We start from the raw sequence: 25207 nt of genomic DNA on the forward strand, positions 1-25207 counted from the left end.
AGTCGTCCGCCGGGGGGAGTCTCGGGACGGATGACCCGGACCGGTGTATGATGCGGCGCGACAGACCTCCGGACCCCCGCATGCCCAAGCCGCCCGCCCCCAGCCTGACCATCGACGACCGGCTGGTCATCGCCGCCGCGCTGGACCGCATCCTCTACGACGACCCCGACCGTTTTCAGCCGGAGGACGCCCGGACCGTGCGTCGGCTGATCCCGCACAGCCGGTCGTCCTGGCTGCGGCTGGGCTTCCGCGCGGAGCGGCAGGGGCCGTCGATGAAGGGCGAGGCCGCCGGGATCGGCGACGTGCGGATGGAGGGCGACAAGTCGGTGGTCGAGGGCAACCTCGGCGAATCGACGGTGTGGCGCTGCGGCCAGTACAAGATCTCCAACCACGGCGGCGACCTGGAGATCTGGCAGGTGATGAGCGACGAGTTCGCCCAGGAACCCAAGGGCGCCCGGCTGGAGTTCGACGCGGGCGGGCGGCCGGAACGGTTGACCTTCTTCCAGCCGCGCGACATCGAGCTGCGGATTCCCTTCACCAGCTTCGCCGTGGGCGTGCGGCTGGGCGGCTGGCAGCCCTGGAAATGGGCCGGCGACGGCACGCCGGCCGCCGGCTCGGCGTAGCGCCCCGTCAGCGCAGGACCGCCGCCAGCGCCCGCAGAACCTGATCCGACGCGTAGGGCTTCTTGAGGACCGGCACGTCGGCCAGCCCGTCCGGCGCCACCGCGGATTCGCCGTAGCCGGTGGCGAAGACGAAGGGGATGCCGAGCGCCTGCAGCCGTTCCGCCACGACGAAGGACGTTTCCTCGCCCAGATCGATGTCGAGGACCGCGACGACGGGCGGATCCTCCGCGATGGTCTCCAGGGCGTGGCGGGTGGTGGAGGCCATCGTCACCCGCGTCGCCCCCAGGGACAGCAGGATGTCCTCCGTGCTCAGCGCGATGATCATGTTGTCCTCCAGCAGCAGCACCGGGCCACCGATGGAGAAGTCGGGACGGCCCGAGGCCGCCACGGCCTCCGGCTCCACCGGGATCGGCGAGTCCAGGACGGTGACGTGGCTTTCCGGCAGGACGAAACGAGCCTGGAGGCCGGACAGCGCGTAGGTCACCTCGGCCTCGCCGCGGAGGTCGTGCGGCACCGAGCGTTCGATCACGGTGGTGCCGAAGCCGCGCCGGGACGGCACCCGCACCGGCGGGCCGCCATGCTCCTGCCAGTGGATGACCAGACGGCCGGAGGGGGCGAAGGACCAGCCCATCTCGATGTGCCCGCGCCGGTCGCTGAGCGCGCCGTATTTCGCGGAGTTGGTCACCAGTTCGTGCACCACCAGCGCGAAGACGGAGAAGGCCTGCGGCGACAGCAGCACCTCCGGCCCGGACAGCCGGGCGCGCTCGCCCCCTCCCTCGTGGAGGTAGGCGGCGATCTCCGCCACCACGAGGCTGCGCAGGGAGGCCGGCCCCCAGTTCTCGGCGGTGATCTGGTCATGGGCGCGGGCCAGCGAATCGATGCGGCCCGACAGGATGGCGGCGAAGTCGGACACGCTCCTGGCATTGCCCTGGCTCTGGCGGACCAGCGCGCGGACGAGGCCGAGGATGTTGCGGACCCGGTGGTTCAACTCGGCGATCAGCAGTTCCTGGCGCTCGTGCGACTCCTTGCGGGTGCGCACGGCGACGTCGGCCAGCCGCAGCACGACCTCCAGCAAGGTGACCCGCAGCGATTCGGCGATGCGGAGATCCACTTCGCTCCACGGCAGCGACCGGCCGTGCACAGTCTCCGCCCAAGCCTCGAAGCTCTTGCGCGGAGTCAGGCGCGGGCCGTTGGGGCCGTAGGCGACCGGCTTGCCCGACGGGTCGCCGGCCCAGGTCACGGTGCGCACCGCCTCCTTGCGGAAGAAGATCAGGTAATCGCGCGGCGCCCGCGACACCGGAATCGCCATCATGCCGCAGGCGCGGTCCGTGAAGTCACGGCCCGGCGGGTGAACCGCGCCGATCCCGTCGGTCAGATAGATGCGGCTGGGCGGCGCGCGGTTCAGGAAACGGACGACGCCCAGCACCTCCTCGCGCGTTGGGGTCTGCCCCTCCAGGATCAACTGGTCGTTGATGAAGCAGGCGAAGCCCTCGCAGGGGATCAGCGCCCGGAACTCGGCGGCGAAGGTCTGCATGCTGTCGATGGGCGATTCGCTGTCGGCCAGCAGCGCCAGGATGCGGTTGTGGGCGCGCCTCGCCTCCGCCTCGTGCTGGGTGTCGCGCTCGCGCTCGCGCCCTTCCAGCAGCAGCGAGAACATCTGCCCGAACAGCTCGGCCGTGGCCCGCCGTTCGAAGGACAGGGCGCGCGGCTTGTAATGGTGGCAGGCGAACAGCCCCCACAGCTTGCCGTGCCGCAGGATCGACACCGACAGCGAGGCCGACACCCCCATGTTGCGGAGATACTCCACATGGATCGGCGAGACGCTGCGCAACAAACTGAGCGACAGGTCGAGCGGCGTCCCATAGGGATCGACCGGCGGCACCAGCGGCACCGGCGTGGCGCCGATGTCGGCGATGCTGCGCAGCCACGTCCGCTCGTAGAGGCGGCGGGCCTGCTGGGGAATGTCGGAGGCCGGGTAGCGCAGCCCCAGAAAGGAGCCGATCCCGTGCACCGCCGATTCGGCGATGACCTCGCCCGATTCGTCGGGGGCGAAGCGGTAGACCATCACCCGGTCGAAGCCGGTCAGGGCGCGCACCTGCCGCGCGGCCTCGCGGCAGAAGGCGTCGAAATCGCCGGTGCGCTCCACCCGGCCGACCATGGCGCGCACCATGGTGCCGGCGTCCTGCACCGGCCCCGGCTCGCTCTTCTCCACCTCGATGACGATGGTGCTTTCGGAGAGGTGGACGGCGATGTCGCAAGGCACGCCGCCGGGGATCAGCGCCACGGAAAAGGCGCGCTCGACCTCGCCGTTGATCTGCGCGATCTGGAGGCGGCCACGGATCAGGTGCAGCGCCTCCATCTCGACGAAGCGGTTCAGAGGGAGGCCCAGGACGTCGTCCGCCTCCACCCCAAGCCAATCCTTCACGTTGGCGGAGACATGCAGGACCATCCAATCGGCCGAGACGCCGATCAGAAAGCCATTGGGCTGGATGCTGCCGATCTGATGGATGGGTTCGCGGTCGCAATCGGTCAGAGTGTACGGAGTGGACGGCGGGGTCCCACTCATCGTGTGCGTTCTTTCGACAAACCCGACCTCTGGCGGCTCTGGACAACGCCGCTCCCACGGAGGCGTCTTCTTTGCACTGTAAGAATTCGAAAGGTCCGCCGCAACGCGCAAAAGGGATTAGGCCTATGCCTCGAACCCCTACCACGCTTTTAACATAGGTTAAGTTTAAGCTTGTGTTTCACCCGCGCCCGGCGATCAAGCTGTCCGCTGCCGCCCGTGCTTCCGCCGTCACGGTCGCACCGGACAACATGCGCGCGATCTCTTCGCGGCGCTCGTCGCCGTCCAGCTCGGCAACTCCGGTGGTGACCTGTTCGCCCTTCAGCGACTTCTGGACCTTCAGGTGAACCGCACCGCGCGCGGCGACCTGCGGGCTGTGCGTCACGACCAGGATTTGCAGGCCGTGGCCCAGCGTTTCCAGCCGTTCGCCGACCGCCGCCGCGACGGCGCCGCCGATGCCGGTGTCCACCTCGTCGAACACCAGCGTGCCAACGGTGGAGGTCTGGGCCAGCACCACCTTCAGCGCCAGCATGAAACGGGCCAGTTCGCCGCCCGACGCGATCTTGTTGAGCGCGCCAGCCGGAGCGCCGGGGTTGGTCGCCACCTGGAAGGCGATGCGGTCGGTGCCGGCCGCCGTCCATTCGGCTTCGCCCAGCGGCTCCACCAGCGTGCGAAACTTCGCCCGGTCGAGTTTCAGCGGTTTCAGCTCCGCCGCCACCGCCACGTCGAGCCGGCCGGCGGCCTCCTGGCGGGCAGCGCTCAGCGTCTCGGCGGCGCTGCGGTAGGCGGCGCGGGCGAGTTCGGCCTCCTTGGCGAGGCGGGCCAGCAAATCGCCCTGGTCCTCGATCAGCAGCAGGCGCCCGGCCATGTCGTCGCGCAGAGCGGCCAGCGCGTCCACGTCCACGCCGTGCTTGCGGGCGGCGGCGCGCAGCGCGAACAGCCGCTCCTCCAGCTTTTCCAAGGCGCGCGGATCCATGTCGACGCCGCTGGAGGCGGATTGGAGCGCGGCGATCGCCTCCCCCGCCTCGGTCGCGGCGCGGTCGAGCGCGGCGATCACCGGGTCCAGCGTGCCGGCGGCCTTGTCGGCGATGCGGCTCAGCGTGCGGATGGCCGATGACAAGGCCCGTTCAACGCCCCGGTCCCCGGACAGCTCGGCGTAGGCGGCGTTCATGCCGTCCACCAGCTTTTCCCGGTGCATCAGGACGGCGCGGGTGTCGGCCAGTTCGGCCTCCTCGCCCGGCTTGGGCGAGAGGGCGTCCAACTCGGCGACGGCGTGGCGGAGGTATTCCTCCTCCGAGCGGGCGCGGGCGATCTCGGCGGCGGCGGAATGGCGCGCGTCCTCGACCTGCCGCCACGCCCGGTGGGCGGCGGCGACCTGGGCCGCCTGGGTGGCGAGGCCGGCGTAGGCGTCGAGCACGCCGCGATGGGTCTGGGGGTTCAGCAGGCCATGGGTGTCGAACTGCCCGTGGACCTCGACCAACTCCTCGCCCAGCTTCTTGAGCAGGCCGACGCCGACCGGCTGGTCGTTGACCCAGGCGCGGCTGCGCCCGTCGGCGCTGACGGTGCGGCGGACGACGAGATGCTCGTCGGCCTCCAGCCCCTGCTCCTTCAGGATGGCCAGCGCCGGGTGGTCACCCGACAGCTCGAACTCGGCGATGACGGCGGCCTGGTCGGCGCCGTGGCGCACGAGCCCCGATTCGGCCCGCGCGCCGAGCGCGAGGCCCAGCGCGTCGAGCAGGATCGACTTGCCGGCGCCGGTCTCGCCGGTCAAGGCGCAGAGGCCCCGCCGGAAGGACAGCGTCAGCCGTTCGATCAGGACGACGTCCCGGATCGTCAGCGAGGCCAGCATGGAACGGCCTAGAACAGGGAGTTCCAGGCTTTGCTGAGCCACGATTTCTCGTCTCGCTCGGGACGCAGGTTGGCGTCCACCAGCAGTGCGTAGCTGTCCGTGTACCATTCGCTGCCGGGGAAGTTGTGGCCGAGCACGGCCGCGGCGGTCTTCGCCTCTTCGGTCACGCCCAGCGCCAGATAGCATTCCACCAGCCGGTGCAACGCCTCCGGGACATGGGAGGTGGTCTGGTAGTTTTCAATCACCGCCCGGAAACGGCCGATGGCCGAGGTGTACTGCTGCTGGCGCAGGTAGAAGCGCCCGACCTCCATCTCCTTGCCGGCGAGATGGTCGGCGGTCAGGTCGATCTTCAGCTTGGCGTCGCGGGCGTACTGGCTTTCCGGGAAGCGGCGCACCACCTCCGACAACGCGTCGAGCGCCAGCCGGGTCATCCGCTGGTCGCGGCGCACGTCGGTGATCTGCTCGTAATAGGACAGCGCCCGCATGTAGTAGGCGTAGGCGACGTCCGGGCTGCCGGGGTGAAGCTGGATGAAGCGGTCGAGCGCCAGGATGGCGTCGTCGTACTTCAAATCCTGGTAATGGGCGTAGGCGGCCAGAAGCTGCGCCTTGCTGGCCGATTCCGAATAGGGGTGCTGGCGCTCCACCTCGTCGTACAGCTTGGCGGCCTTCTTGAACGATTCCTCCTTCATCGCCGAATCGGCTTCCGAAAGGAGTTGGTCGGCCGGACGCTCGACATACGCGTCCTCCTTGGTGGAGGAGCAGGCGGCAAGGGCGGCGGACAGCAGAACGGCCGTCAGCGGCAGGCGGTGGGAGCGGAAAAGCATCGTCGTCTTGGGCTCTTTCAGAGTTGCCCCTGTATAGCACGCCGGGGCGCGGGCGGGGCAAGCGGTTCTGGTGCCCTCCCCCGCTCCGAGGGAGGGCGAAGCATCCGATCAGCCGAACAGGGCGTCGATGTCGGCCTGGCTGATGTTGCCGCTTTCCGGGGTCGCCTCGGCCGGGCCGTGCAGGTCGAGGTTCTCGTCCTTCTTGGTGACCGAGGGGGGCAGCGGCATCGCCTCGAACTCGCGCTTGTTCCACAGGCCCATCATGGCGTCGACGCGCTCCTCGATGAAGGACATCGCGCGGACGACCTTCGTGATGCGCTGGCCGGTCAGATCCTGGAAGTTGCAGGCCTCGTAGATGCGGACGATCACGTCGGTCATGTCGTTGACGCGGTCGCGGCTGTAACCTTCGGGCATCGACGACTTCAGCTCCGACACCACCTCTTCCAGCTCTTCGGCGCAGGCCATGATGGTGTTGGTGGCGGCCTCCGTGGCGGAGACCACGGCGCTCAGCTCCTGGCTCGCCTGCTGGAACTTGTCCTCGCCGCCGGCCAGGGGGTGGCGGATCGCCGCCATCTCCACCTTGGTGGCCTTGATGCGGCCCGAGATGTCGGCGATCTCGACCTGGATCTGGTCGATCTGCGCGGCGTCCATCGCCAGGAAGCGGTCGAGCTTGGCGCCGAGGTCGCCGATGGCGCGCAGGACGTCGGTGTTGTCCATCGTCACGGTCTGGACCGGCGCCGCGACGACGGCGGTGCCCGACGCGGCGACCGAATCGTCGATGATCCCCTGGAAGGGGTTCCCCGTCCTGCGGGCCTTCTGAAGCTCGGCCATGAAGGGCTTGGTCATCTGCTTCATGCTCGGATCCCGCCTCTGTCGAACGGCCGTTCTCGGCCCGGGTGGTCGGAAGGGCGCACGGAAACACCGCGCGCCGGCGCGTGATTTATCGCATGGAAAACCTTAACGATTGGACCTTCGCAAGACTTCCGGCCCTCCGTTGTCACCGCCGTCCGCTCACCCGAACAAGGCGTCGATGGCGGCCTGGTCGAGCGGTGTCGGCGGCTCCTCGGCGGCCGGGGGCGGCGCGGCCTTGGGGGCCGGCTTGGGCGGCGCGGCCTTGACCGGCGCTCCGGGCGGCTTGGGCACCGGCTTCTTGGCCGGTGGCGCCGCCGGCTTGGGCGCCGGGGCGTCGAACATGCTGTCGATGTCGGCTTGGCTCGCCTTCGCCGGGGCCGGGGAATCGAACATGCTGTCGATGTCCGACTGGCTGGCCTTGGCGGGGGCCGCCGGAGCCGGGGCGTCGAACATGCTGTCGATGTCCGATTGGCTCGCCTTGGCGGGGGCCGCCGGGGCCGGCGCGTCGAACATGCTGTCGATGTCGGACTGGCTCGACTTGACCGGAGCCGCCGCCGCGGGTTCGGGCGGCGGGGCGGGCGCAGGCGCCGGAGGCGGCGACGCCGGGACCGTGTCGAACATGCTGTCGACGTCGGCCTGGCTGACGCCGAGGCCGTCGAGCTGCGGGCCGTTCAGCAGATGGGCGTCGGGCCGGGTGTCGGTGTTCTCCTCCGGCGCGACCATGCCGGCCAGACCGTCCTCGCCCCAGATGTTGATCATGGCGATGACGCGCTGCTCGATGTAGCGGAGCGCGTTGACGACCTTGCTGGTGCGCTGGCCGGTCAGGTCCTGGAACGAGCAGGCGGTGAAGATGTTGTTCACCTCCCCGTCGATCTCGCCGCACAGGGTCGGATCGGCGCCCGCCGCCCGCAGCTTGCCCGCCAGATCCATCAGCCGCTCGGCGGCGTTCAGGATCTCGAACGAGGCGCGCTCGGTCGAGATGACGATGGCGTCCAGCTCGTTGGTGGCGGACAGGATCTTGTCGCCGGCCCCATCAGCCGGGCGCAGGGCCGCGACCTCGCGCCGGGCCTGCTCGATCGAGGCCGCCATCTCCATCAGCTCGCGCCGCAGGACGCCGACGTGCTTGCCGGCTTCCACCGCCTCGCTCTGGCGGCTCCAGGAGGTGCGGAACTCCTGGAGCATCGCGCGGACCTCCTCCGTCGCGGCCCCGAGGGACCGGCGATGGAGACGACGCAGAAAAGCCCGCCCCTTGGTCGACCGAGCGATCGCTTCTTCGATCTGCTCGAACTCTTCCTCGGACAGCTGTGGAAGCTGCTCCAACCCGTCCACTCCCCGACCTTGCAACGATGGCCCGCCGATCGGCCGTCGATCAACCACCGCCCATCAACCGCCGCCCATCAACCGCCGATGACGGCCTGAATCTTCTGCTTCAGGGTGTCGGCGTTGAAGGGCTTGACGATGTAGTTGTTCACGCCGGCCTGCTTGGCGGCGATGACGTTCTCGGTCTTGCTCTCGGCGGTGACCATGATGAACGGCGTCGGCGCGAGCTTGGCGTCGGCGCGGATTTCCTTCAGGAGCTGGAGGCCGGTCATCGGCTCCATGTTCCAGTCGGAGATGATGAGGCCGAACTTGCTTTCGCGCAGCTTCGCCAGCGCCGACACGCCGTCGCCGGCCTCGTCGATGTCGGTGTAGCCGATCTGGGTCAACAGGTTCCGCACGATGCGCCGCATGGTGGCGTAATCATCGACGACGAGGATCTTCATCTAGACGTCTCCGCAAATGTCCGTTGCCGGTGAATGATCCGGCGTTACGCTCACCCGGCGCTCAAGGCCGCGCCGTAATCCGGGAAGTGTGCCGTGTGTGATGCCTTAACTTTGCTGAAAAGTCATCCCCTTGAGACACACTGAGGCCGGCGGGTAAAGAACGGGTTACCGACAGCGACGGACCTTGCCAGATTTTCCCATGGAACGCACGGGGCATTTCGCCGATCGGCATAGACCGTTCCCGTCTCCTTCGCCTTAAGCCAGCGGCGCCGTGGCGGCGGCGAGCCAGACGGCGTCCTCCGCGTCCAGCCGGGGCGTCAGCGCCTCGCGCACGCGGGCGTGGTAGGCGTCGATCCAGTTCCGCTCGTCCAAGGTCAGCAGCGCTGTCTCGATCAGCGCGCGGTCGATGGGGGCCAGCGTCAGCGGCTCGAAGCCCAGCATCGGCCGTTCCGCGCCAGCCACCTCGACCGGCTCGACCACCACGAGATTCTCGATGCGGATGCCGTACTCCCCGGTCTTGTAGTAGCCCGGCTCGTTGGACAGGATCATGCCGGGTTGCAGGGCCACCGTGTTACCGATCTTGGAGATCCGTTGCGGCCCCTCGTGCACCGACAGGAAGCTGCCGACGCCGTGGCCGGTGCCGTGGTCGTAGTCCAGCCCCGCCGCCCACAACGGCAGCCGGGCCAGCGCGTCAAGCTGCGACCCGGTCGTCCCCTTGGGGAACCGCGCGGTGGACAGCGCGATGTGGCCCTTCAGCACGCGGGTGAAACGGTCACGCATCTCGGCGCCGGGGGTACCGACCGCCAGCGTGCGGGTGACGTCGGTGGTGCCGTCGAGATATTGGGCGCCGCTGTCGAGCAGGAACAGGCTGTCGGGGTCGAGCCGGCGGTCGGTCTCCGGCGTGACGCGGTAATGGACGATGGCGCCGTTCGGCCCGGCCCCGGCGATGGTCTCGAAGCTGAGGCCCTGGAACCGCTCGTTGCCGCGCCGGAAGGCCAGCAGTTGCTCGGCGGCGGCGGTCTCGGTCAACTCGCCCCTCGGGGCCTCCTGGGAGAACCAGCGCAGGAAGCGCACCAGCGCCACGCCGTCGCGGGCGTGGGCGGCGCGGGTGCCGGCCAGCTCCGCCGCGTTCTTGCACGCCTTGGGCAGCGCGCAAGGGTCGGTCTCGCGCTCCACCTTCGCCCCGGCCATGTGCAGGCGGTCGACGATCCAGGCCGAGGTGCAGGACGGGTCGGCCAGCACCCGCGCGGACCCGCGCGCCACGGCGTCGAGCGCCGGGCCGAACTCCGCCAACGGACGCACGCGCACCTGGGGGCCCAGATGGGCGGCGGTGCGGGGCGCCAGCTTGCGCGGGTCGAGGAACAGTTCCACCGCGCCGTCGTCGGCGAGGATGGCGAAGGACAGCGGCAGCGGCGTGCAGGGCACATCGGCGCCCCGGATGTTCAGCAGCCACGCGACGCTGTCGGGCTGGGTCAGCACGGCAGCGGCGATGCCCTTGGCCGACAGTTCCCCGGCGATGCGGGCGCGCTTGTCGGCCGAGCCGTCGCCGGTGAAGGCGGCGTCCTGCGGCACCACCGGCGCCAGCGGGGCCGGCGGCTGATCGGGCCACACGGAATCGAGCGGGTTGTCCTCGCAGGCGATCATCAGGATGCCGGCGCGCTCCAGGGCGGCGCGGGTCTTCTCCACCCAGCCGATGGTGTGCAGCCAGGGATCGTAGCCGAGCCGCGCGCCGTCGGGCAGCGCGTCGATCACCCAGTCGGCCAGCGGATCCTCGACGAGGTGCCTGTAGTCGTAGAGGGCGGCCGGGACCTCGGTCCGGACCTGGAGGGTGTAGCGGCCGTCGACGAAGATCGCGGCGCGGTCGGCGGTGACCACCGCGTTGCCGGCCGAGCCGTTGAACCCGGTCAGCCACGCCAGACGCTGGGCGCGCGGGGGCACGTATTCGCCCTGATGCTCGTCGCCGCGCGGAATCACGAAGCCGTCGAGGCCACGGCGTTTCAGCGCGCCGCGCAGGGCGGCCAGCCGGGCGGCGGCGTCGGGCGGGGTGTTGGTCTCCGCCGACGCGAGAGCGGCCTTGAGTGCCTGGAGCTGGTCGATCAGCGGGGCCGGCAGGGAATCCCCCACCAGTTCGAGCCACGCGGCGGGATCCTCTCCCTCCGGCGCCGCCAGCACGCCGGCCGCGAGCGCCCGGATGTCGGTGGGCGTGTGGCCGATGCCGGCCTCGGTCAACAGGGAAGCGAGGGCGTCGTCGCCGCGATACGCGCTGGGCACGGGGGAGTGCTCCTTCGAGGGATGGTTCCCCTAGGCTAGGCACCCCGCGCCACGCGCGCAAGCGGACGAACGGCGATTGCCGGGACGCTCACACCGGCAGGCCGGTGTCCTCGGGCAGCCCCAGCCGCGCCAGCACCCGCTTGCGGGCCTCGCCCCGGTCGAGGTCGGAGACGTGCAGAAGGCCGCCGATGCGGCGCAGCAGGCTGGCTTCGAGGTCGTTCAACTGTCCGTCGGCGTAGGCGACCTCCCACAGCATCTCGACGATCCACAACCGCTGGTCGGGCGGGCAGCGCTCCATGATGACGGAGACGTAGCGGTGGTAGGGCGACGTGCCCTCGGTGTCGAAGACGGCGGCGGACAGCAGGTCCTGCGCCTCTTCCTCGCTCAGGTTGAAGCACCGGCGGGTGACGGCGAGGATGCGCTCGCGCTCGCTTTCGGTGATGGTGTTGTCGGTGCGGGCGGCCTCCACCAGCAGGGCGGCGGCGGCGGCGTGGACCGCGTCCTCCTCCCGCTCCGGGGCTTCGTCGCTGATGAAGAACGCCTTGATCCGGTTCAGCATGTCGTCTTCCTCTGGGGGCCGCGCGGGCGCGATCCCAGAGGAAGTCGAAACGACGGGCTAAAGTTTCAACGCTTCACCACAAGAGTGGTCCATTCCCCAACCGGGATGCGCGCGACCAGACGCAGGCCCTGGTTGCGGTGGGCCTGGATGACGTGACGCTCCTGCCGGTTCAACAGCCCGGCCAGCACGGCGTAGCCGCCCTTCTTCAGATGACGGCGCAGCATCGGCGCCATGCGGGCCAGCGGGCGGGCCAGGATGTTCGCGGTGATCAGGGTGTAGGGCTTGTGCTGCCCGACGATGCGGGTGTGGTAGCCGTCGCCGCCGCGCGCCCGGATGCGGCCGGTCAGGCCGTTGATCGCGGCGTTGAGCTGGGTGACGCGCACCGCCTCCGGGTCGATGTCCACCGCCGTGACGGGGACGCGCCAGCGCTTGGCCACCGCCAGCGCCAGGATGCCGGAGCCGCAGCCCATGTCGAGCGCGCCGCCCCGCCCACCGCGCGGCAGCTTGAGGTGGCGCGACAGGCGGTCGAGCGCCTGGAGGCAGCCGTTGGTCGAGCCGTGCTCCCCCGTGCCGAAGGCGGTGGCGGCGTCCACCAGCAGCGCGATGCTGCCGGCCGGAACCGTGCCCTCATGGTGCGAGCCATGGACGAAGAAGCGCCCGGCGCGGATCGGCGGGAAGCCCTGGTAGCTGTGCGAGACCCAGTCGATGGGGGGCAGCCGCTCGATGATCAGCTTGGGCTCGGGGATGCCCACGGCCTCCGCCAGCACGGCGACGCGCGAGGCGAGGCGGGCCTCGTCGGGGGGCGACTGGTCCGTGGCCTCGACCAGCCAGTCGCCGCCGTCCTCCTCCAACTCGAAGGTCGAGACCGCGTCGGCGTGATCGCCCACCGCCTCGGCGAATGCCGGAGCGTGGACCTCGGGAACGACGAGCGCGATGCGCCAGAGCACGGAGGGGGACATAGGCGGGGCTTTCAGGGTAGAGCGCTTGGACGGTCCGGTTTTCTAACCGTGAAGGAACCAAGACACAAAGACATTTCCAAAGGCGGGCCGCGACCGACCGTCGCCGGGCGGGCGGAGGCCCCGTCCGCCGCTCCCGCCACCCCTCCTCCTCACCGCATCGACAACCGGTCCGCGATGTCGTGCATGCCCTGGTCGCGCAAAACCGTCTGGCGGTGCCGCAGCATCCGGCGGTCCAGCGCCTTGCTCATCGCGGCGCCGCCCAGCAGCCGCCCGTCGGCGCCGGTCAGCCGCTCGGTGATCGTGCGGAGCAGCGCGCCCTCGGTCTTCGGGTCGCGGCGGTCGAGCGGCTGGTCGCCGGCCAGCGCCTGACGCAGACGGTCGATCAGGACGATCCGGCTCAGCGGCGCCCGCTCGCGTATCGCCAGATCGCACAGCCGCGTCAGGGCGGAGGACGGCGGGGCCCCCAGCAGGCCACCCGGCTCCGGGTCGCGGCCGTGCAGCGCGTCGGCCAGCGCGCAGAGTCCCATGGCGAGACTCGGCTGCTCGCCCAGCAGTTCCTTGAGCGTGTCGGCCGAACCGACGACGTCGGCGGCCACCCCGTCGAACAGCGCCAGATGCCGCGGCTCGGCGTTGTGCATCAGCACCAGGAGCTGTTCGAGCTTGCCCGGCAGCGTGCCGCCCTCGGCCAGATGCAGGGTCAGCAGCGACAGGAACAGGGTGTCGTGGCCACCCTCCCCCACCACGGCGTCGATGCGGCGGCTGGTGGCGTCGAGGTCGCGGTCGTCGAAGCCGGGCAGCCGCTTGCGCTCGGCCAGGAAATCCCGCGCGCGGGACGAGGCGGACACCACCAGCCCGCGCAGCACACGCACACGGTCCGGAACGGCGATGCCGTGCAGGTCGCCGTGGTGCCGGGCGACCGCGTGCACCGCCGCGCCGAGCAGCGCGCCCTGCTCCTCCAGCTTGCGGTAGGCCGGCCAGGAATGCAGAAGCTCGGTCGGGGTCAGGCGCTGGGCGTCAAGGAAGGGGCGCAGCAGCCGCCCGATGACCACCCGGCTCTCGAAGCCGTACAGGTCGTCGAGCGTCCGGCAGAACGGCGCGCCCTCCGCCGAGCCGCCGAGCACCAGCGCCTTCTTGACGCCCACCGGCACCTTCTTGTTCAGGATGACGGTTTCCAGGCTGAGGCCGGCCAACGTGCGGAACTTGACGACCTTGACCTCCTCCACCCCGCCGCCCGCCAGCTGCGAGCGGGCGCAGGACAGCGCCGCCTCCTGGTCGGTGAAGGCGCCCTCAATCTGCCAGCGGCCATCGCGACGGCTCTGCACCTCGTAACTGCTGCTGCCCTTGCCGAACACGGGAACCGCCCCTCCATCCACGACCATTGCGCCAAGCCTGCCCCGGCGGTCGCCGGAACGCCTGTGACGGCCGTCACAGGCGGACGCTTCGTCGCAGCCGCCCCGCTTCCGCCGGGTCCGTCAGCCGGCCTTGTCGGCGGCGACCACGAAACTGTCCATGACCTTCTTGGTTCCGGACATCTCGAAATCGATCTCCAGCTTGTCCTGCTCCACCGCCACGACGGTGCCGTAGCCGAATTTCTGGTGGAACACCCGCTCCCCCTTGGCGAAGGGGGCGTTGGGGCGCGGGCGCGGGGCCACCGCGTAGGCGCCCTGGTCGAGCGTGATGGTCTTGGGCGCCGGGGCTTGGCGGGTCGAGCCGCGGAACTGGAAGCCGCCCCCTCCCCCGAAACCGCCGCCGAAGCCGCCGGCCGTGTCCCGGAACGTGCCGGCCCCGCCGCCACTGCCGGAGAACAGGCCGGGCGCCGCCTCGGTCTCGATGTCGTCCTTGGGCAGCTCGTCCACGAAGCGCGACGGCAGGGCGCTGACCCAGTTGCCGTAGAGCCGCCGGTTCGCCGCGTGGCTGACATAGGCCCGCTTGCGCGCGCGGGTCAGCCCAACATAGGCCAGCCGCCGCTCCTCCTCCAGCCCGGCGATGCCGGTCTCGTCCAGCGCGCGCTGGTTGGGGAACACGCCCTCCTCCCAGCCGGGCAGGAAGACGCGGTCGAACTCCAGCCCCTTGGCGCCGTGCAGGGTCATCACCGTCACCTGATCGACGCCGGCGGCCTCGGCGTTCTCCATCACCAGGGCGACGTGCTCCAGGAAGCCCGGCAGGTTCTCGAACTCCGCCATGGCGGTGACGAGTTCCTTCAGGTTCTCCAGCCGGCCGGGGGCTTCCGGAGTCTTGTCCTCCTGCCACATGCGGGTGTAGCCGCTCTCGTCCAGCACCATGCGGGCCAGATCGGTGTGGTGCAGGGTCTCCATCAGCGACCGCCAGCGGAAGAAGTCCTGCAGCAGGCCGCGCAGGGTGGCGCGCAGCTTGGGCTTCAGCTCGTCGGTCTCGGTCAGCGCCCAACCGGCCTCGGTCAGCGGAATGCCGCGCGCGCGCGCGGCGGTGTAGAGCGTCTGCATGGCCGCCGGGCCGACGCCGCGCTTGGGCAGGTTGACGATCCGCTCGAAGGCCAGATCATCGTCGGGCGAGTTGACCACCCGGAAATAGGCCATCGCGTCGCGGATTTCCTGCCGCTCGTAGAAGCGCGGACCGCCCAGCACCTTGTAGGGCAGGCCAAGGGTGATGAAGCGCTCCTCGAACTCGCGGGTCTGGAAGCCGGCGCGGACCAGCACGGCGATCTGCGCCAGCGAGGTGCCCTTGCGCTGGAGGGTCTCGATCTCGTCGCCGACCCAGCGGGCCTCCTCCTCGCCGTCCCAGACGGCCTTGACGCGGACCGGCTCGCCGCCGTCGGCCTGGGTCCACAGCGTCTTGCCGAGCCGCCCCTGGTTGTTGGCGATCAGCCCCGAGGCGGCGGCCAGGATGTGGCCGGTCGAGCGGTAGTTCTGCTCCAGCTTGACGATCTTGGCGCCGGGGAAATCGGTCTCGAAGCGCAGGATGTTGCCGATCTCGGCGCCGCGCCACGCGTAGATCGACTGGTCCTCGTCGCCGACGCAGCAGATGTTCTTGTTGGCCTGCGACAGGATGCGCAGCCACAGATACTGCGCGACGTTGGTGTCCTGGTACTCGTCCACCAGCAGGTATCTGAACTTGCGGTGATACTCGGCCAGCACGTCGGGGTGCTTCTGGAAGACCGTGATGTTGTGCAGCAGCAGGTCGCCGAAGTCGCAGGCGTTCAGCGTGCGCAGCCGGTCCTGGTAGGCGCGGTAGATCGCCACCACCCGCCCGCCGGCCACGTCGCCGCCGTCGCCGTCGTTCAGCCGGTCGGGCGTCAGCGCCCGGTCCTTCCAACGCTCGATGGCGCCCAGCACCTGGCGGGCCGGCCATTTCTTCGAATCGACGTTCTCGGCCTCCAGCAACTGCTTGATGAGGCGCACCTGGTCGTCGGTGTCGAGGATGGTGAAGTTCGATTTCAGCCCGACCAGTTCGGCGTGGCGGCGCAGGATGCGGGCGGCCAGCGCGTGGAAGGTGCCGAGCCACCAGCCCTCCGGCTCGATCCCGACCAGCTTGGCGACGCGCTCGCGCATCTCGCGGGCGGCCTTGTTGGTGAAGGTCACCGCCAGGATCTGGAAGGCCGCCGCCCGCCGCGTCATCAGCAGATGGGCCAGCCGGGTGGTCAGCACGCGCGTCTTGCCGGTCCCGGCCCCGGCCAGCACCAGCACCGGACCGTCCAGGGCCTCCACCGCCTCGCGCTGCGACGGGTTCAGCCCGTCGAGATAGGCGAAGCGCTGGGCCGGCGTGGGAAACGCGTCGGCGGGGGCGGCGTTGCTGAGCGGATCGTCGTCGAAATGGTCGGACATGGGAAAGCTTTCTCCTGCGGCGGGACCGTATATAGCACGCGCGCGCCGCGACCGAAGCCCATCCGCGCCCCTCCACGCGGGGGCGACCCGCCGCAGGCCGTCCCCCCCGAACCCGGACGAACGGCCGAGGCCAGTGCCTATGCCTTCATCGTCCAACGGTCGAGGCGCAGCATCCACGTCCTAGAGCGCGTGGACGGCAAATCACGGTCGATTACCGTACAGTCATTTTTCAGACAAACGCCGCATCCATGGCCAAAACCCCATTTCTGTCACAACACGTTATTCCCATATAGGCGTGCGACCTTTTTCTCTTCGGCACCTCGTCTTAGTTCCGCTTAGGGCATATGCCCATTGCCGGACGCGATTTTTACCTTAGAGAAATTTTGCAACGCGCAAATCGGGGGTATGTTCGGTGCAGATCGTGGCACCCCCGGAACCGAACGGTCAGGCGCAAGGCGCCGAACGGAACGGAGGGGATGACACCGAAGCGTCACCCGGCGCGACATTCGGAACGGAACATAAGGCGGGCAGCGACCATGGATGCCATCAACGTTTTCCTCATCGATGCGAACAAGCTTTTCCGTGAAGGCATGAAGCGTCTGTTCGAAGGCACCCCCTTCACCGTGGTCGGCGAGGCCGGAAACCTGCGCGAAGGCCTGTCGGCGGTGAACGCCGGGGAGGCCGCCCCGCACATGATCCTGGTTGACCTGCCGAGCGGCGTGGACGAGGACGTGGAGGCGATGCGCAACGTGCGCGAGCAGCACCCGGAGATCAAGACCGTCATCCTGACCACCGACCTGGACACCCGCCGCCTGTCGGCCGCGCTGGGCGCCGGGGCCGGCGGCTATCTGCTGAAGGACATCGCTTGCGAGGCGCTGATGCAGTCGCTCAAGCTGGTGATGATGGGCGAGAAGGTGTTCCCGACCCATCTGGCCGCCCTGCTGGTCAGCGGCCGCACCGACGACCTGGGCGCCGAGCTTCCGACCCGCCGCAAGGGCCTGTCGCAGCGCGAGGTGCAGATCCTGCGCTGCCTGCTGAACGGCAACAGCAACAAGATGATCGCCAACCACCTGAGCATCACCGAGGCGACGGTGAAGGTCCACCTCAAGAGCCTGCTGCGCAAGATCAACGCCTCCAACCGCACCCAGGCGGCGATCTGGGCGCTGAACAACGGCATCGGCGACCAGACGGCCGAGAACGTCGCCGCCACCGTCTGATAGGAAACGGGCGCGCGGGATGGATGGGGCGGAGAGCCCCGTCCCCGGCCCGCCGAAGCCTGGCCCCGGACCGTTCGCGTTTCGACACGACCAGGACGGGCATAGGGGGTCCGGCCTAAGACGAAAAGCGCACTACTGCGCGGATTCGGGGGCACTTATGTGAACGCATGGGCCGGACGGCCCAGCCAATTCGGCAACCCATCGACGCCTCACCTGTGGAAATGCCTGCGATGAACGTGCTGATCGCTGACGATCACCTGCTGTTCCGCGACGGTCTGCGCCGGCTGCTGGCGCAATTCGACGACGACATGACCTTCTTCGAGGCCAGCACCTATGACGAGGTGCACGCGATGTGCGATGGGTCGCAGGAGTACGACCTGATCCTTCTCGACCTCGGCATGCCGGGCTGGACCAGCTTCGCGGCCTTGGGCGACATCCACGCCAGGCTGCCCAAGGCGCTTCTGGTCGTGGTGTCCGGCTCTGAACGGCGCTCCGACCTGTTGGCCGCGCTGGAGAACGGCGCCGCCGGCTTCATCCCGAAATCCTCCAGCGCGAAGGTGCTGCTGGGCGCGCTGCAACTGGTGCTGGCCGGCGGAATCTATCTGCCCGAGCAGGCCATCCGGGGCGGCGACCGGCTCGACACCGGCCACGGTCATGTCCATGGCGTCAACGGGCACGCCCCGGAGGCGGTGGCCGACGATGGGCTGGGGGGCTTCGCCAACAGCAACGGCGACCAGTTGACCCCCCGCCAGCGCGACGTGTTGACCCGCCTGCGCGACGGCAAATCCAACAAACAGATCGCCCACGAGCTGGGTCTGACCGAGGGAACGGTGAAGGTCCACGTCACCGCGATCCTGCGGCATCTCGGCGTGCGCAACCGCACCCAGGCGGCGCTGACGGCGCAGAGCCTGTAGAAACTCCCGGCGTCAGGCCGTCCGCGCTCAGACTGTCCGGACGTGGCGAGCGGCGAGCGGCACGACCCCGATCAGGGCGGCCAGCAGCCAGAACGCGCCGTACAACCCCACCCCTTGCGCGACGAAGCCCATGATCGCGGGGCCCACCAGGATACCGGCGTAGCCGACGGTCGTCATGGCGGCGACCGCCAGCGACGCCGGCATCGCCGTCTGCCGCCCGGTCGCGCTGAACAGCACCGGAACGATGTTCGACGCGCCGAGGCCGATCAGCAGAAACCCGCCGATCGCCGGCACGGCCGAGGGCGACAGCAACAGAACGGCGAAGCCGGCGATCGTCACCGCCCCGCCGCCGGCCAACACCTGCGGCCCGCCGAACCGGGACACGACCCGGTCCCCGAGCAGCCGGCCCACGGTCATCGCGACCGAAAAGACCATGTAGCCGATCCCGCCGCCACCAGCGCCGACCAGCCCCCGCTCGGTCAGCAGCAGCGCGCTCCAGTCAAGGATCGCGCCCTCGGCCAGGAAGACCAGGGCGGCGAGCGAGGCCAGGAGCAGGACGATCCCGCGCGGCCGGGCGAAGCCGCCGCCCGCCGAATCCGGCTTGGCCGCCAGCAGGCGCGGCCCCGCCACCGCCAGCAGGGCGAACCCCAGCAGCGCGGCGGCGACCGTCGCCGGAAAGGGCGCCAGCCCCGCCGACAGCAGCAGCGTCATGCCGCCCGCCCCGGCGAAACCGCCGACGCTGAACAGGCCGTGAAAACCGGACATCAGGGGCGTGCCCGACTCGCGCTCCACCGCCACCGCGTGGATGTTCATCGCCACGTCGATCATGCCCAGCGACGCGCCGAACAGCAGGAGCGCCGCCGCCAGTCCGGGCGCGCTGGAGGCGAGCGTCAGCAACGGCAGCGCGACGCACAGCCCCACCCCGCCGAGCAGGATCATCGGCCGGCAGCCCAGACGGCCGGTCAGGGCGCCGGTCACCGGCATCGCCGCCAGCGAACCGACGCCGAGGCAGAGCAACAGGACGCCGAGCTGCGCGTCCTCCACCCCGAGCCGCGCCTTCGCAAAGGGGACCAGCGGCGCCCAGCACGCCATGCCGAAGCCCGCGACCAGAAAGGACAGACGCGTCGCGAGCCGTGTGGCCGGACGATTGGCGGAGCCAGTCATGGTCGAACCTTCCAAGGAGGGACAGCCGCGCCGGAAGCCACGCGGAAAGCCGGGGTCGAATTGCCAACCGTTCTGTCGGCCGAAAACCGCCGGTGGAAGGTCCTGTTTAGACCATGAGCAAAATTCAGGTCAAGGTGGTGGCCGGATCGCCCCCGATACGGCTACGCCCCGCACACCGCCGCGATGTCGGACAGCGTCACCGTCCCGCCCGGCCCGCAGGACGGGCAGTCCGGGTCGGCCGGGACCGCGATCTCGGTGAACTCGCCGCGCAGGCCGTCGTAGAGCAGCAGCCGCCCGGCCAGCGGTTCACCCAAGCCCAGCAGAAGCTTGACGGTCTCCGCCGCCATGATCGTGCCGATCACGCCGGGCAGCACGCCCAGCACGCCGGCCTCGGCGCAGGACGGCGCAAACTCCGACGGGGGCGGCTCCGGGAACAGGCAGCGGTAGCAGGGACGCTCGCCGGGCGCGCCGCCGCCGAACACCGCCACCTGCCCCTCGAAGCGGAAGATCGCGCCGTAGACGTTCGGCACGCCCAGCCGCTGGCAGGCGTCGTTCACCAGATAGCGCGTCGGCAGATTGTCGGACCCGTCCACCACCACGTCGTGGCCGCCCAGCAGCTCCAGCACGTTGGTGGAGTCCAGGCGGGTGTCGTGGGCCACCACCTCGATGGTCGGGTTGAGGTCGAGCAGGGCCGTCCGCCCGCTCTCCACCTTGCGCTGGCCGAGCCGGCTTTCGGCGTGGAGGATCTGGCGCTGCAAATTGCTGCGCTCGACCCGGTCGTCGTCGATCAGGGTCAGGCGGCCGACCCCGGCGGCGGCGAGGTACAGCGCGATGGGCGAGCCCAGCCCGCCCGCCCCGATCAGGGCGACGCGGGAGCGTAGCAGCCTGTGCTGCCCGGCCTCCCCCACCTCCGGCATGGTCAGGTGGCGGCGGTAGCGCTCGCGCTGGGCGGCGTCGAGCGTCGGCGGCACCTCCACCGGCAGCCCCGCCGCCTTCCAGGCCGAAAAGCCCCCGGCGACCGAGCGCACGTCGGCGTAGCCGAGCCGCGCCAGATCCTCCGCCGCGAACAGCGACCGCGTGCCGCCGGCGCACAGCAGCAGGATCGTCCGCGCCGGGTCGGGCGCCTTGTCCTCGATGCGCAGTTCCAGGAAGCCGCGCGGCAGGCGCAGTGCCCCGGCCGGGCTGCCGGGCGCGGTCTCCTCGTCCTCGCGGACATCGACCAGCAGGGCGCCGCCCTGTTGCAGGTCCAGGGCCTCGGCGGCGGCGACCTCCGGGATGCGGGCGCGCAGCTCGGCGAGGCGGCGGTCCTTCAGACTCATGGCCGCTCTCCTCAGCCGCCGGCCAGGGCGACCATGACGGTCAGGGTGGCGCCGGCCGGCAGCGCCGCGTCCAGCCCGCCCAGCCGCCGCACGTCGTCGCGGCCGAGATAGACGTTCACGAAACGGCGCAGCTCGCCTTCCGCCGTGAACAGCCGGTCGCGGAAGGACTCCTGCCCGGCCGTCAGCGCGGCCAGCGCCTCGCGCACCGTGGCGCCCGGCACCGTCACTTGGTCCCGCCCGCCGACGAAGCCGCGCAGCGGGGTCGGAACGCGGATGACCGCTTCAGCGGTGGTGGTCGTCTCGCTCATGCCGGCGTCTCCTCCTCGCGCAGCGCCGTCCCGGCCTCCTCGGCCAGTTGGCGGAACAGGTCGCGCACCTGCTTGGCGCGCATCAGGTCGATGCGCAGATCATGCACGTCCTTGAAGCCGGCTTCAAACGACCACGCGTCGGGCGCGGCGTCCATCCGGCAGTCGGTGTGGGCGAGGTGGTCGGCGATCAGCTCCTCCAGCGTGTCCTTGGGCTGGAGGCCGGCGTCGCCGAAATGCAGCGCCATCACCCGCTCGATCAGCGCCGCCTCCCCGGCGGTCTTCTCGTAGAGGCCGCGCAGGCGCAACTCGTTCAGCACCGGCTTGGTGGTGCGGGCCAGGAAACGGCGCGGGATCAGCCAATGCCGCATCGCCCGCTCGATGGCCAGTTCGGTCGCCAGCGTGGTGAACTCGGCGTCGGTCAGGTCGTTGCGCCGGCACCACGCGGCCAGCGCCGGGGCGTCGGGCAGGCCACGCGCGGCGCAGAAGCGGCGGATCTCGGCGGCGACCGCCTCCTGGTCCACGGTGACTCCGACCGTGTCGGCGAGCTGCACGGTCAGCAGCCGGCCCAACGCGGCGGCGTTGATCTCCGCGAAGTCGGGCCGGTGCAGCGCCGCGTGGGTCGCCACCTCCGACAGCGGCACCTCGTGCCCGCCATGGGCGACGCGGCGGTCACGCTCGTACAGCACGTCGAAGTAATGCGAGGCGTTGAAGCCGAAGGGCGCCGGGCGAGGCGGTGTGATCAGGCTGCGCAGGTGAATCAGCAGCGCCTCGGCGTCGAGCCGCTTCTGGTCGACCGAGCCGGTCGCCAGGAAGGCGTCCAGCGTCGCCGACTCGGCGTCGGTCAGCTTGGCCTCGGCCCAGACGCGGTCGCGGGTGCGCTCGGTGAAGTACTGGCGCTTGGCGGCGGCGACCAGCCGGTCGTGCAGTTCCGCGTCGATCGCCCCGGCGGCCCGCGCGGCGGCAAGGCTGGCGCGCAGGTTGACCAGCGGCTCCGACAGCGGAAAATAGCCGTCCTCCGGCCCGGCGTGGGCCAGCGCCACCTCGTCGTCGCCGGTCAGCCGGCCGTCAATGTACTGCCGCGCCACCTCGCCCACCGGCACCATCCCGAAGGGGTGGCATTCGGCGGCGCGCAGCGCGCCCATGCTGGAGGAGCCGTATACCGCGACGCCGCTGTGCAGGGCGAACAGGATCTCCTTGTGCCAGACCGACAGCGACTGGCCGAACACCCCGTCGATCAGCGCGATCACGTCCGGCCGGTGGATGGTCAGGGCGCTGAGGATGTCGGCCTGGGCGGCGGGCGGCAGATAGACCGCGTCCGGAAGCAACGCCCGCGCGTCCGCCACCGGCATGGTCGGGCCGAGAAAGACGCAGATCTTCATGCCACCACCCCTGTGTGGGCCGCCATCTGGGCCTTCAGAGCGCCCGCGAAGGCCAGCGGGCGGGCGCCCGGCGCGTAGAAGTCGAAGTTGTAGCCTTCCAGCCCCGGCACCACCACGCGCACCACCGGGATGTCCATCTCCGGCTGCGTCAGGTCGAAGACCAGGGCCTGTTCGATGCCCGCCCGGCGCAGGACGTTCAGCAGCAGCGCGATGTCGCCCTCGAAGGTCGGGGTCGCCAGATTGGCGAAGCGGCGCCCGTCCACCGTCGCCGGCTGGCTTTCCAGCGCCGCGATCTCGGCGGTGCCGTCGGCGTTCTGGTTGCGGATCAGGTCGCGCCGGAAGAAGTCGTCGCGCGACCCGGCGATCAGCACGAGGCGCGACTGCACCGCCTCGGTCAGGGCGCGCGACATGGCGACCGCCGGCTCCAGATGGGTGCCGTAGCCACGGTGCATGCCGGTCTTCCGCACGTCACGGTCGTAGACCATCGCCATGTAGGTCGGCACCCCCATGTCGGAGGTCACGTCGAACAGCAGCGGGCGGATGCCGGCCTCGTCGAAGCGGCGCAGCAGATCCTGGATCACCGGGCTGTCGATGGTCTCGAGAGCGACGCGCGGGGTGGGCCAGCGCAACGCCTCGGCGGCGTAGCGCCAGCAGGCGACCGAATCGCGCTCGATCACCTCGTAGAGCCCGGCGGCGACCGCCTCCAGGATGTGGTTGCCGCTGGCCAAGCCGTTGGTGCCCATGGCGTAGAAGCTGCGCAGCCCCGGCCGCGCCACCGGGTTGCCGAGCAGCGCCACCGAGGTCCAGGGCGCGGCGACCGGCCGGTCGGTCATCAGATCCCAGCCCCAGGCCCAGAACTCCGGACGGTCGGGGCGGAAGGAGCCGTTCTTGGTGCCCGGCAGGCGGTCCACCGGGATGCGGGCGTCGGCGGGAAGCTCGTTCCAGCTCGCCTCGGTGTAGGGCAGCCGGATCGCCTCGGCGTGATGGAACTCGATGGCCTCCATCGCCGCCGAAACGGTGGCGGCGGCAAGGCTGAATCCCTTGCCGGCGCTTCCCGACAGGGTCGGGCTGTTGGGCCGGTGGCCGAGCACCGTGTGGATGCCCAGCCGGTCCAGCCCGGTCACGTCGGCCAGCCGCGTGATGCCGCAGCGGCCGAGATGCGGAGTGATGCGCGCCAGCGTTTCCTCGGGCGTCGCGGTGCGGTGCGTGCCGATGAAGAAACGCTTGGCGGCGCGGTGGACCGCATCGCCGAGCCGGATCCCCGGCTCGGCGTGCGACGACGATGCGCTGTCGCTCATGGATGGATCAGAGTGTCCGGTTCCAGCCTGTTCACGAGTCCGACTTGGTGGAGTCCGCCGCCGGGGTGGCGGAGGCCGGGTTGGACGCCGCCGGCATCGCGGCGGCGGGCATCGCGGCAGCTGGGTTCGCCGTCGCGGGCATCGCAGCCGCTGGCATCGCGGCAGCCGGGTTCGCCGTCGCCGGCATCGCAGCCGCTGGCATCGCCGCAGCCGGGTTCGCCGTCGCAGGCATCGCAGCCGCTGGCATCGCCGCAGCCGGGTTCGCCGTCGCAGGCATCGCAGCCGCTGGCATCGCCGCAGCCGGGTTCGCCGTCGCCGGCATCGCAGCCGCTGGCATCGCCGCAGCCGGGTTCGCCGTCGCCGGCATCGCAGCCGCTGGCGTGGCGACGGCGGCGACCGAGGCGGCCGTGGCGATGGACTCGACGGTCACCGACGCGTCGATGCCGCCCTTCTGGCCGGACAGGCTGCCGAACGCCTCGGCGGCGGCCCCGCGCACCTCGTCGGCGGACACGCCGCCGAACCCGTTCTGTTCAAGCAACGCCTGCTTTCCGGCGGCGTCCAAAGCGTTGAGCTGGTCACGGAAATCGCCGTCGGTGGCGAGACGCTTGATGAGGTCGAGTGCGCGTTCGTTGGCCATGATGCCTCCCTAAGCCAGGCGTGCCGGATGGATTGCCGCAATCGGATGGAATGGCTAAACCACTAGCATAGGCACTCTGGGGGAATACCACCGAAAATGCGTGATACCCGCGATCGCCCCTCGAAACACACGCTGGTGTGCGTGCGGCTGCCGCTTCCCCCAAACCCTGCCCGGCGGCACGGTCACCGCAATCCGGCGCCGCGCGACCGGCGAGCCACGACTCGGAGCGTATGTCGACTTCACCGATGGGCTATGACGGTCCTATGAACAATTCCCGCCGCATAAGCCCCGTCCGGGCAAATCGACATCCGTCCGATGCCAAGCAGACCAGCCTTCATCGTCCGATATTCTCTTTTGAGGCGCATTCCCCTGCTGCTAGATTGCCGGTGCCCAGGGAATGACGGGGGCTGCGGTTCTTCGTCTTTCCCGGCACCGACGACAGCAGGATTGAGGAATGATGATGGCTCGTTTTCGCATCGCATCGCTGGCCTTGACCGCCGCTCTTGCCGGCGGATGGTTGGCGCTGGGTTCCCCGGCGGCGGCGCAGAGCGCGAAGCCCAGCGACGCCGCCCTGCCGGCCGGCACGCTGACCGTCCGCACCGCCTCCACCGCGCCGGGCACTCTGGGCGTCTACGTCCGCAACGGGTTCCCCTTCGACGTGGTGCTGACGCGGGTGGACGCCACCGACTGCGTCAACATCGTGGCGACCGACTGCGGCCCGATCGGCCAGAACGTCCGGGTCGCCACCGGCACCGAGACGCTGGTCCGCACGGTGCGTCAGGCCGACGCCACCCGCACCTTCGGCGTGACGCCGACCTACAGCTGGCAGCCCGCCGTCGCCGCGAAGTAACGCGAGCGGCTTGGCCGGCTCTCTCCGGTCCCGGCATTGCGGCCTTGACATCGCGCCG

At 70.2% G+C, this 25207-nt stretch carries 22 protein-coding genes; 5 read left to right on the forward strand and 17 right to left on the reverse strand.

The genetic code is table 11. The annotated features are described in order from the left end of the window. Positions 1–80: 80 nt before the first annotated feature. Positions 81–623, forward strand: a complete 543-nt coding sequence (locus tag EJ913_RS00335; protein WP_126993729.1) for a hypothetical protein — start codon at positions 81–83, stop codon at positions 621–623. A gap of 7 nt (positions 624–630) precedes the next feature. Here the strand turns inward: EJ913_RS00335 and EJ913_RS00340 are convergent, their stop codons facing one another. The 5 genes from EJ913_RS00340 to EJ913_RS00360 form a co-directional block, all read right to left on the reverse strand. Beyond that, a complete protein-coding gene (locus tag EJ913_RS00340; protein ID WP_126993731.1) occupies positions 631–3189 on the reverse strand; it encodes an HWE histidine kinase domain-containing protein in 2559 nt (852 codons plus the stop codon). 178 nt (positions 3190–3367) lie between these two features. Beyond that, positions 3368–5035 (reverse strand): DNA repair protein RecN, encoded by a 1668-nt coding sequence (recN, locus tag EJ913_RS00345; protein WP_126994686.1) that lies wholly within the window; start codon positions 5033–5035, stop codon positions 3368–3370. Between the two features lie 8 nt (positions 5036–5043). Next, positions 5044–5859, reverse strand: a complete 816-nt coding sequence (locus tag EJ913_RS00350) for an outer membrane protein assembly factor BamD (RefSeq protein WP_126993733.1) — start codon at positions 5857–5859, stop codon at positions 5044–5046. Between the two features lie 108 nt (positions 5860–5967). After that, positions 5968–6714 carry a protein phosphatase CheZ gene (locus EJ913_RS00355; protein ID WP_126993735.1) on the reverse strand — a complete coding sequence of 249 codons (747 nt, stop codon included), beginning with the start codon at positions 6712–6714 and terminating at the stop codon, positions 5968–5970. Between the two features lie 156 nt (positions 6715–6870). Then, positions 6871–7893, reverse strand: coding sequence for a protein phosphatase CheZ (locus tag EJ913_RS00360; protein WP_238521888.1), 1023 nt, complete (start codon positions 7891–7893; stop codon positions 6871–6873). Positions 7894–7932: 39 nt separating this feature from the next. Here EJ913_RS00360 and EJ913_RS31440 point away from each other — a divergent pair, with 39 nt between their 5' ends. After that, a complete protein-coding gene (locus tag EJ913_RS31440) occupies positions 7933–8130 on the forward strand; it encodes a hypothetical protein (RefSeq protein ID WP_185909671.1) in 198 nt (65 codons plus the stop codon). Here the strand turns inward: EJ913_RS31440 and EJ913_RS00365 are convergent. The 6 genes from EJ913_RS00365 to EJ913_RS00390 form a co-directional block, all read right to left on the reverse strand. Further along, on the reverse strand, positions 8109–8474 hold the full coding sequence (locus EJ913_RS00365; protein ID WP_085557122.1) for a chemotaxis response regulator CheY: 366 nt from the start codon (positions 8472–8474) through the stop codon (positions 8109–8111). The two genes, EJ913_RS31440 and EJ913_RS00365, sit on opposite strands and share 22 nt — an antisense overlap. Positions 8475–8729: 255 nt before the next feature. Next, on the reverse strand, positions 8730–10745 hold the full coding sequence (locus EJ913_RS00370; protein WP_126993739.1) for an aminopeptidase P family protein: 2016 nt from the start codon (positions 10743–10745) through the stop codon (positions 8730–8732). A gap of 88 nt (positions 10746–10833) precedes the next feature. Then, a complete protein-coding gene (locus EJ913_RS00375; protein ID WP_126993741.1) occupies positions 10834–11304 on the reverse strand; it encodes a tellurite resistance TerB family protein in 471 nt (156 codons plus the stop codon). Positions 11305–11369: 65 nt separating this feature from the next. Beyond that, a complete protein-coding gene (locus EJ913_RS00380; RefSeq protein WP_126993743.1) occupies positions 11370–12263 on the reverse strand; it encodes a 50S ribosomal protein L11 methyltransferase in 894 nt (297 codons plus the stop codon). 149 nt (positions 12264–12412) lie between these two features. Then, complete coding sequence (locus tag EJ913_RS00385; protein WP_244939193.1) at positions 12413–13642, reverse strand: DNA polymerase Y subunit UmuC family protein; 1230 nt, start codon at positions 13640–13642, stop codon at positions 12413–12415. A 93-nt stretch (positions 13643–13735) separates the two neighbouring features. After that, positions 13736–16063, reverse strand: a complete 2328-nt coding sequence (locus EJ913_RS00390; protein ID WP_126993745.1) for an ATP-dependent helicase — start codon at positions 16061–16063, stop codon at positions 13736–13738. A 536-nt stretch (positions 16064–16599) separates the two neighbouring features. On the opposite strand from EJ913_RS00390, the gene EJ913_RS00395 reads away from it, so the two are divergent. Both EJ913_RS00395 and EJ913_RS00400 read left to right on the forward strand, forming a co-directional pair. Further along, positions 16600–17280 (forward strand): LuxR C-terminal-related transcriptional regulator, encoded by a 681-nt coding sequence (locus EJ913_RS00395; RefSeq protein ID WP_126993747.1) that lies wholly within the window; start codon positions 16600–16602, stop codon positions 17278–17280. Between the two features lie 230 nt (positions 17281–17510). Further along, positions 17511–18194, forward strand: coding sequence for a LuxR C-terminal-related transcriptional regulator (locus EJ913_RS00400; protein WP_126993749.1), 684 nt, complete (start codon positions 17511–17513; stop codon positions 18192–18194). Between the two features lie 27 nt (positions 18195–18221). Here the strand turns inward: EJ913_RS00400 and EJ913_RS00405 are convergent, their stop codons facing one another. The 6 genes from EJ913_RS00405 to EJ913_RS00430 form a co-directional block, all read right to left on the reverse strand. After that, positions 18222–19358, reverse strand: coding sequence for an MFS transporter (locus EJ913_RS00405; protein WP_126993751.1), 1137 nt, complete (start codon positions 19356–19358; stop codon positions 18222–18224). Between the two features lie 161 nt (positions 19359–19519). After that, positions 19520–20677, reverse strand: coding sequence for a molybdopterin-synthase adenylyltransferase MoeB (gene moeB, locus EJ913_RS00410; protein WP_126993753.1), 1158 nt, complete (start codon positions 20675–20677; stop codon positions 19520–19522). 11 nt (positions 20678–20688) lie between these two features. Beyond that, the gene (locus EJ913_RS00415; RefSeq protein WP_126993755.1) at positions 20689–20985 is read right to left on the reverse strand and encodes a MoaD/ThiS family protein; all 297 of its coding nucleotides are present in this window, start codon (positions 20983–20985) and stop codon (positions 20689–20691) included. Then, positions 20982–22364 (reverse strand): TfuA-like protein, encoded by a 1383-nt coding sequence (locus EJ913_RS00420; RefSeq protein ID WP_126993757.1) that lies wholly within the window; start codon positions 22362–22364, stop codon positions 20982–20984. The genes EJ913_RS00415 and EJ913_RS00420 overlap by 4 nt, the downstream gene beginning before the upstream one ends. Continuing rightward, positions 22361–23662 carry a YcaO-like family protein gene (locus tag EJ913_RS00425; RefSeq protein ID WP_126993759.1) on the reverse strand — a complete coding sequence of 434 codons (1302 nt, stop codon included), beginning with the start codon at positions 23660–23662 and terminating at the stop codon, positions 22361–22363. Before EJ913_RS00425 ends, EJ913_RS00420 begins: the two co-directional genes overlap by 4 nt. Before the next feature lie 31 nt (positions 23663–23693). Continuing rightward, positions 23694–24299: a hypothetical protein gene (locus EJ913_RS00430; RefSeq protein WP_126993761.1), complete on the reverse strand. Its 606-nt coding sequence runs from the start codon at positions 24297–24299 to the stop codon at positions 23694–23696. Positions 24300–24756: 457 nt separating this feature from the next. On the opposite strand from EJ913_RS00430, the gene EJ913_RS00435 reads away from it, so the two are divergent. Further along, positions 24757–25149 (forward strand): hypothetical protein, encoded by a 393-nt coding sequence (locus tag EJ913_RS00435; protein ID WP_244939194.1) that lies wholly within the window; start codon positions 24757–24759, stop codon positions 25147–25149. Positions 25150–25207 lie beyond the last annotated feature (58 nt).

This window comes from Azospirillum doebereinerae (assembly GCF_003989665.1).
Lineage (GTDB): Bacteria > Pseudomonadota > Alphaproteobacteria > Azospirillales > Azospirillaceae > Azospirillum > Azospirillum doebereinerae.

Bases quoted from the DNA above. Each gene is read 5' to 3' on its own strand.
- EJ913_RS00335 (WP_126993729.1), top strand. From the start codon at position 81: ATGCCCAAGCCGCCCGCCCCCAGCCTGACCATCGACGACCGGCTGGTC.
- EJ913_RS00340 (WP_126993731.1), bottom strand. From the start codon at position 3,189: ATGAGTGGGACCCCGCCGTCCACTCCGTACACTCTGACCGATTGCGAC.
- recN (WP_126994686.1), bottom strand. From the start codon at position 5,035: ATGCTGGCCTCGCTGACGATCCGGGACGTCGTCCTGATCGAACGGCTG.
- EJ913_RS00350 (WP_126993733.1), bottom strand. From the start codon at position 5,859: ATGCTTTTCCGCTCCCACCGCCTGCCGCTGACGGCCGTTCTGCTGTCC.
- EJ913_RS00355 (WP_126993735.1), bottom strand. From the start codon at position 6,714: ATGAAGCAGATGACCAAGCCCTTCATGGCCGAGCTTCAGAAGGCCCGC.
- EJ913_RS00360 (WP_238521888.1), bottom strand. From the start codon at position 7,893: ATGCTCCAGGAGTTCCGCACCTCCTGGAGCCGCCAGAGCGAGGCGGTG.
- EJ913_RS31440 (WP_185909671.1), top strand. From the start codon at position 7,933: ATGGAGACGACGCAGAAAAGCCCGCCCCTTGGTCGACCGAGCGATCGC.
- EJ913_RS00365 (WP_085557122.1), bottom strand. From the start codon at position 8,474: ATGAAGATCCTCGTCGTCGATGATTACGCCACCATGCGGCGCATCGTG.
- EJ913_RS00375 (WP_126993741.1), bottom strand. From the start codon at position 11,304: ATGCTGAACCGGATCAAGGCGTTCTTCATCAGCGACGAAGCCCCGGAG.
- EJ913_RS00380 (WP_126993743.1), bottom strand. From the start codon at position 12,263: ATGTCCCCCTCCGTGCTCTGGCGCATCGCGCTCGTCGTTCCCGAGGTC.
- EJ913_RS00385 (WP_244939193.1), bottom strand. From the start codon at position 13,642: ATGGTCGTGGATGGAGGGGCGGTTCCCGTGTTCGGCAAGGGCAGCAGC.
- EJ913_RS00390 (WP_126993745.1), bottom strand. From the start codon at position 16,063: ATGTCCGACCATTTCGACGACGATCCGCTCAGCAACGCCGCCCCCGCC.
- EJ913_RS00395 (WP_126993747.1), top strand. From the start codon at position 16,600: ATGGATGCCATCAACGTTTTCCTCATCGATGCGAACAAGCTTTTCCGT.
- EJ913_RS00400 (WP_126993749.1), top strand. From the start codon at position 17,511: ATGAACGTGCTGATCGCTGACGATCACCTGCTGTTCCGCGACGGTCTG.
- EJ913_RS00405 (WP_126993751.1), bottom strand. From the start codon at position 19,358: ATGACTGGCTCCGCCAATCGTCCGGCCACACGGCTCGCGACGCGTCTG.
- moeB (WP_126993753.1), bottom strand. From the start codon at position 20,677: ATGAGTCTGAAGGACCGCCGCCTCGCCGAGCTGCGCGCCCGCATCCCG.
- EJ913_RS00415 (WP_126993755.1), bottom strand. From the start codon at position 20,985: ATGAGCGAGACGACCACCACCGCTGAAGCGGTCATCCGCGTTCCGACC.
- EJ913_RS00420 (WP_126993757.1), bottom strand. From the start codon at position 22,364: ATGAAGATCTGCGTCTTTCTCGGCCCGACCATGCCGGTGGCGGACGCG.
- EJ913_RS00425 (WP_126993759.1), bottom strand. From the start codon at position 23,662: ATGAGCGACAGCGCATCGTCGTCGCACGCCGAGCCGGGGATCCGGCTC.
- EJ913_RS00430 (WP_126993761.1), bottom strand. From the start codon at position 24,299: ATGGCCAACGAACGCGCACTCGACCTCATCAAGCGTCTCGCCACCGAC.
- EJ913_RS00435 (WP_244939194.1), top strand. From the start codon at position 24,757: ATGATGGCTCGTTTTCGCATCGCATCGCTGGCCTTGACCGCCGCTCTT.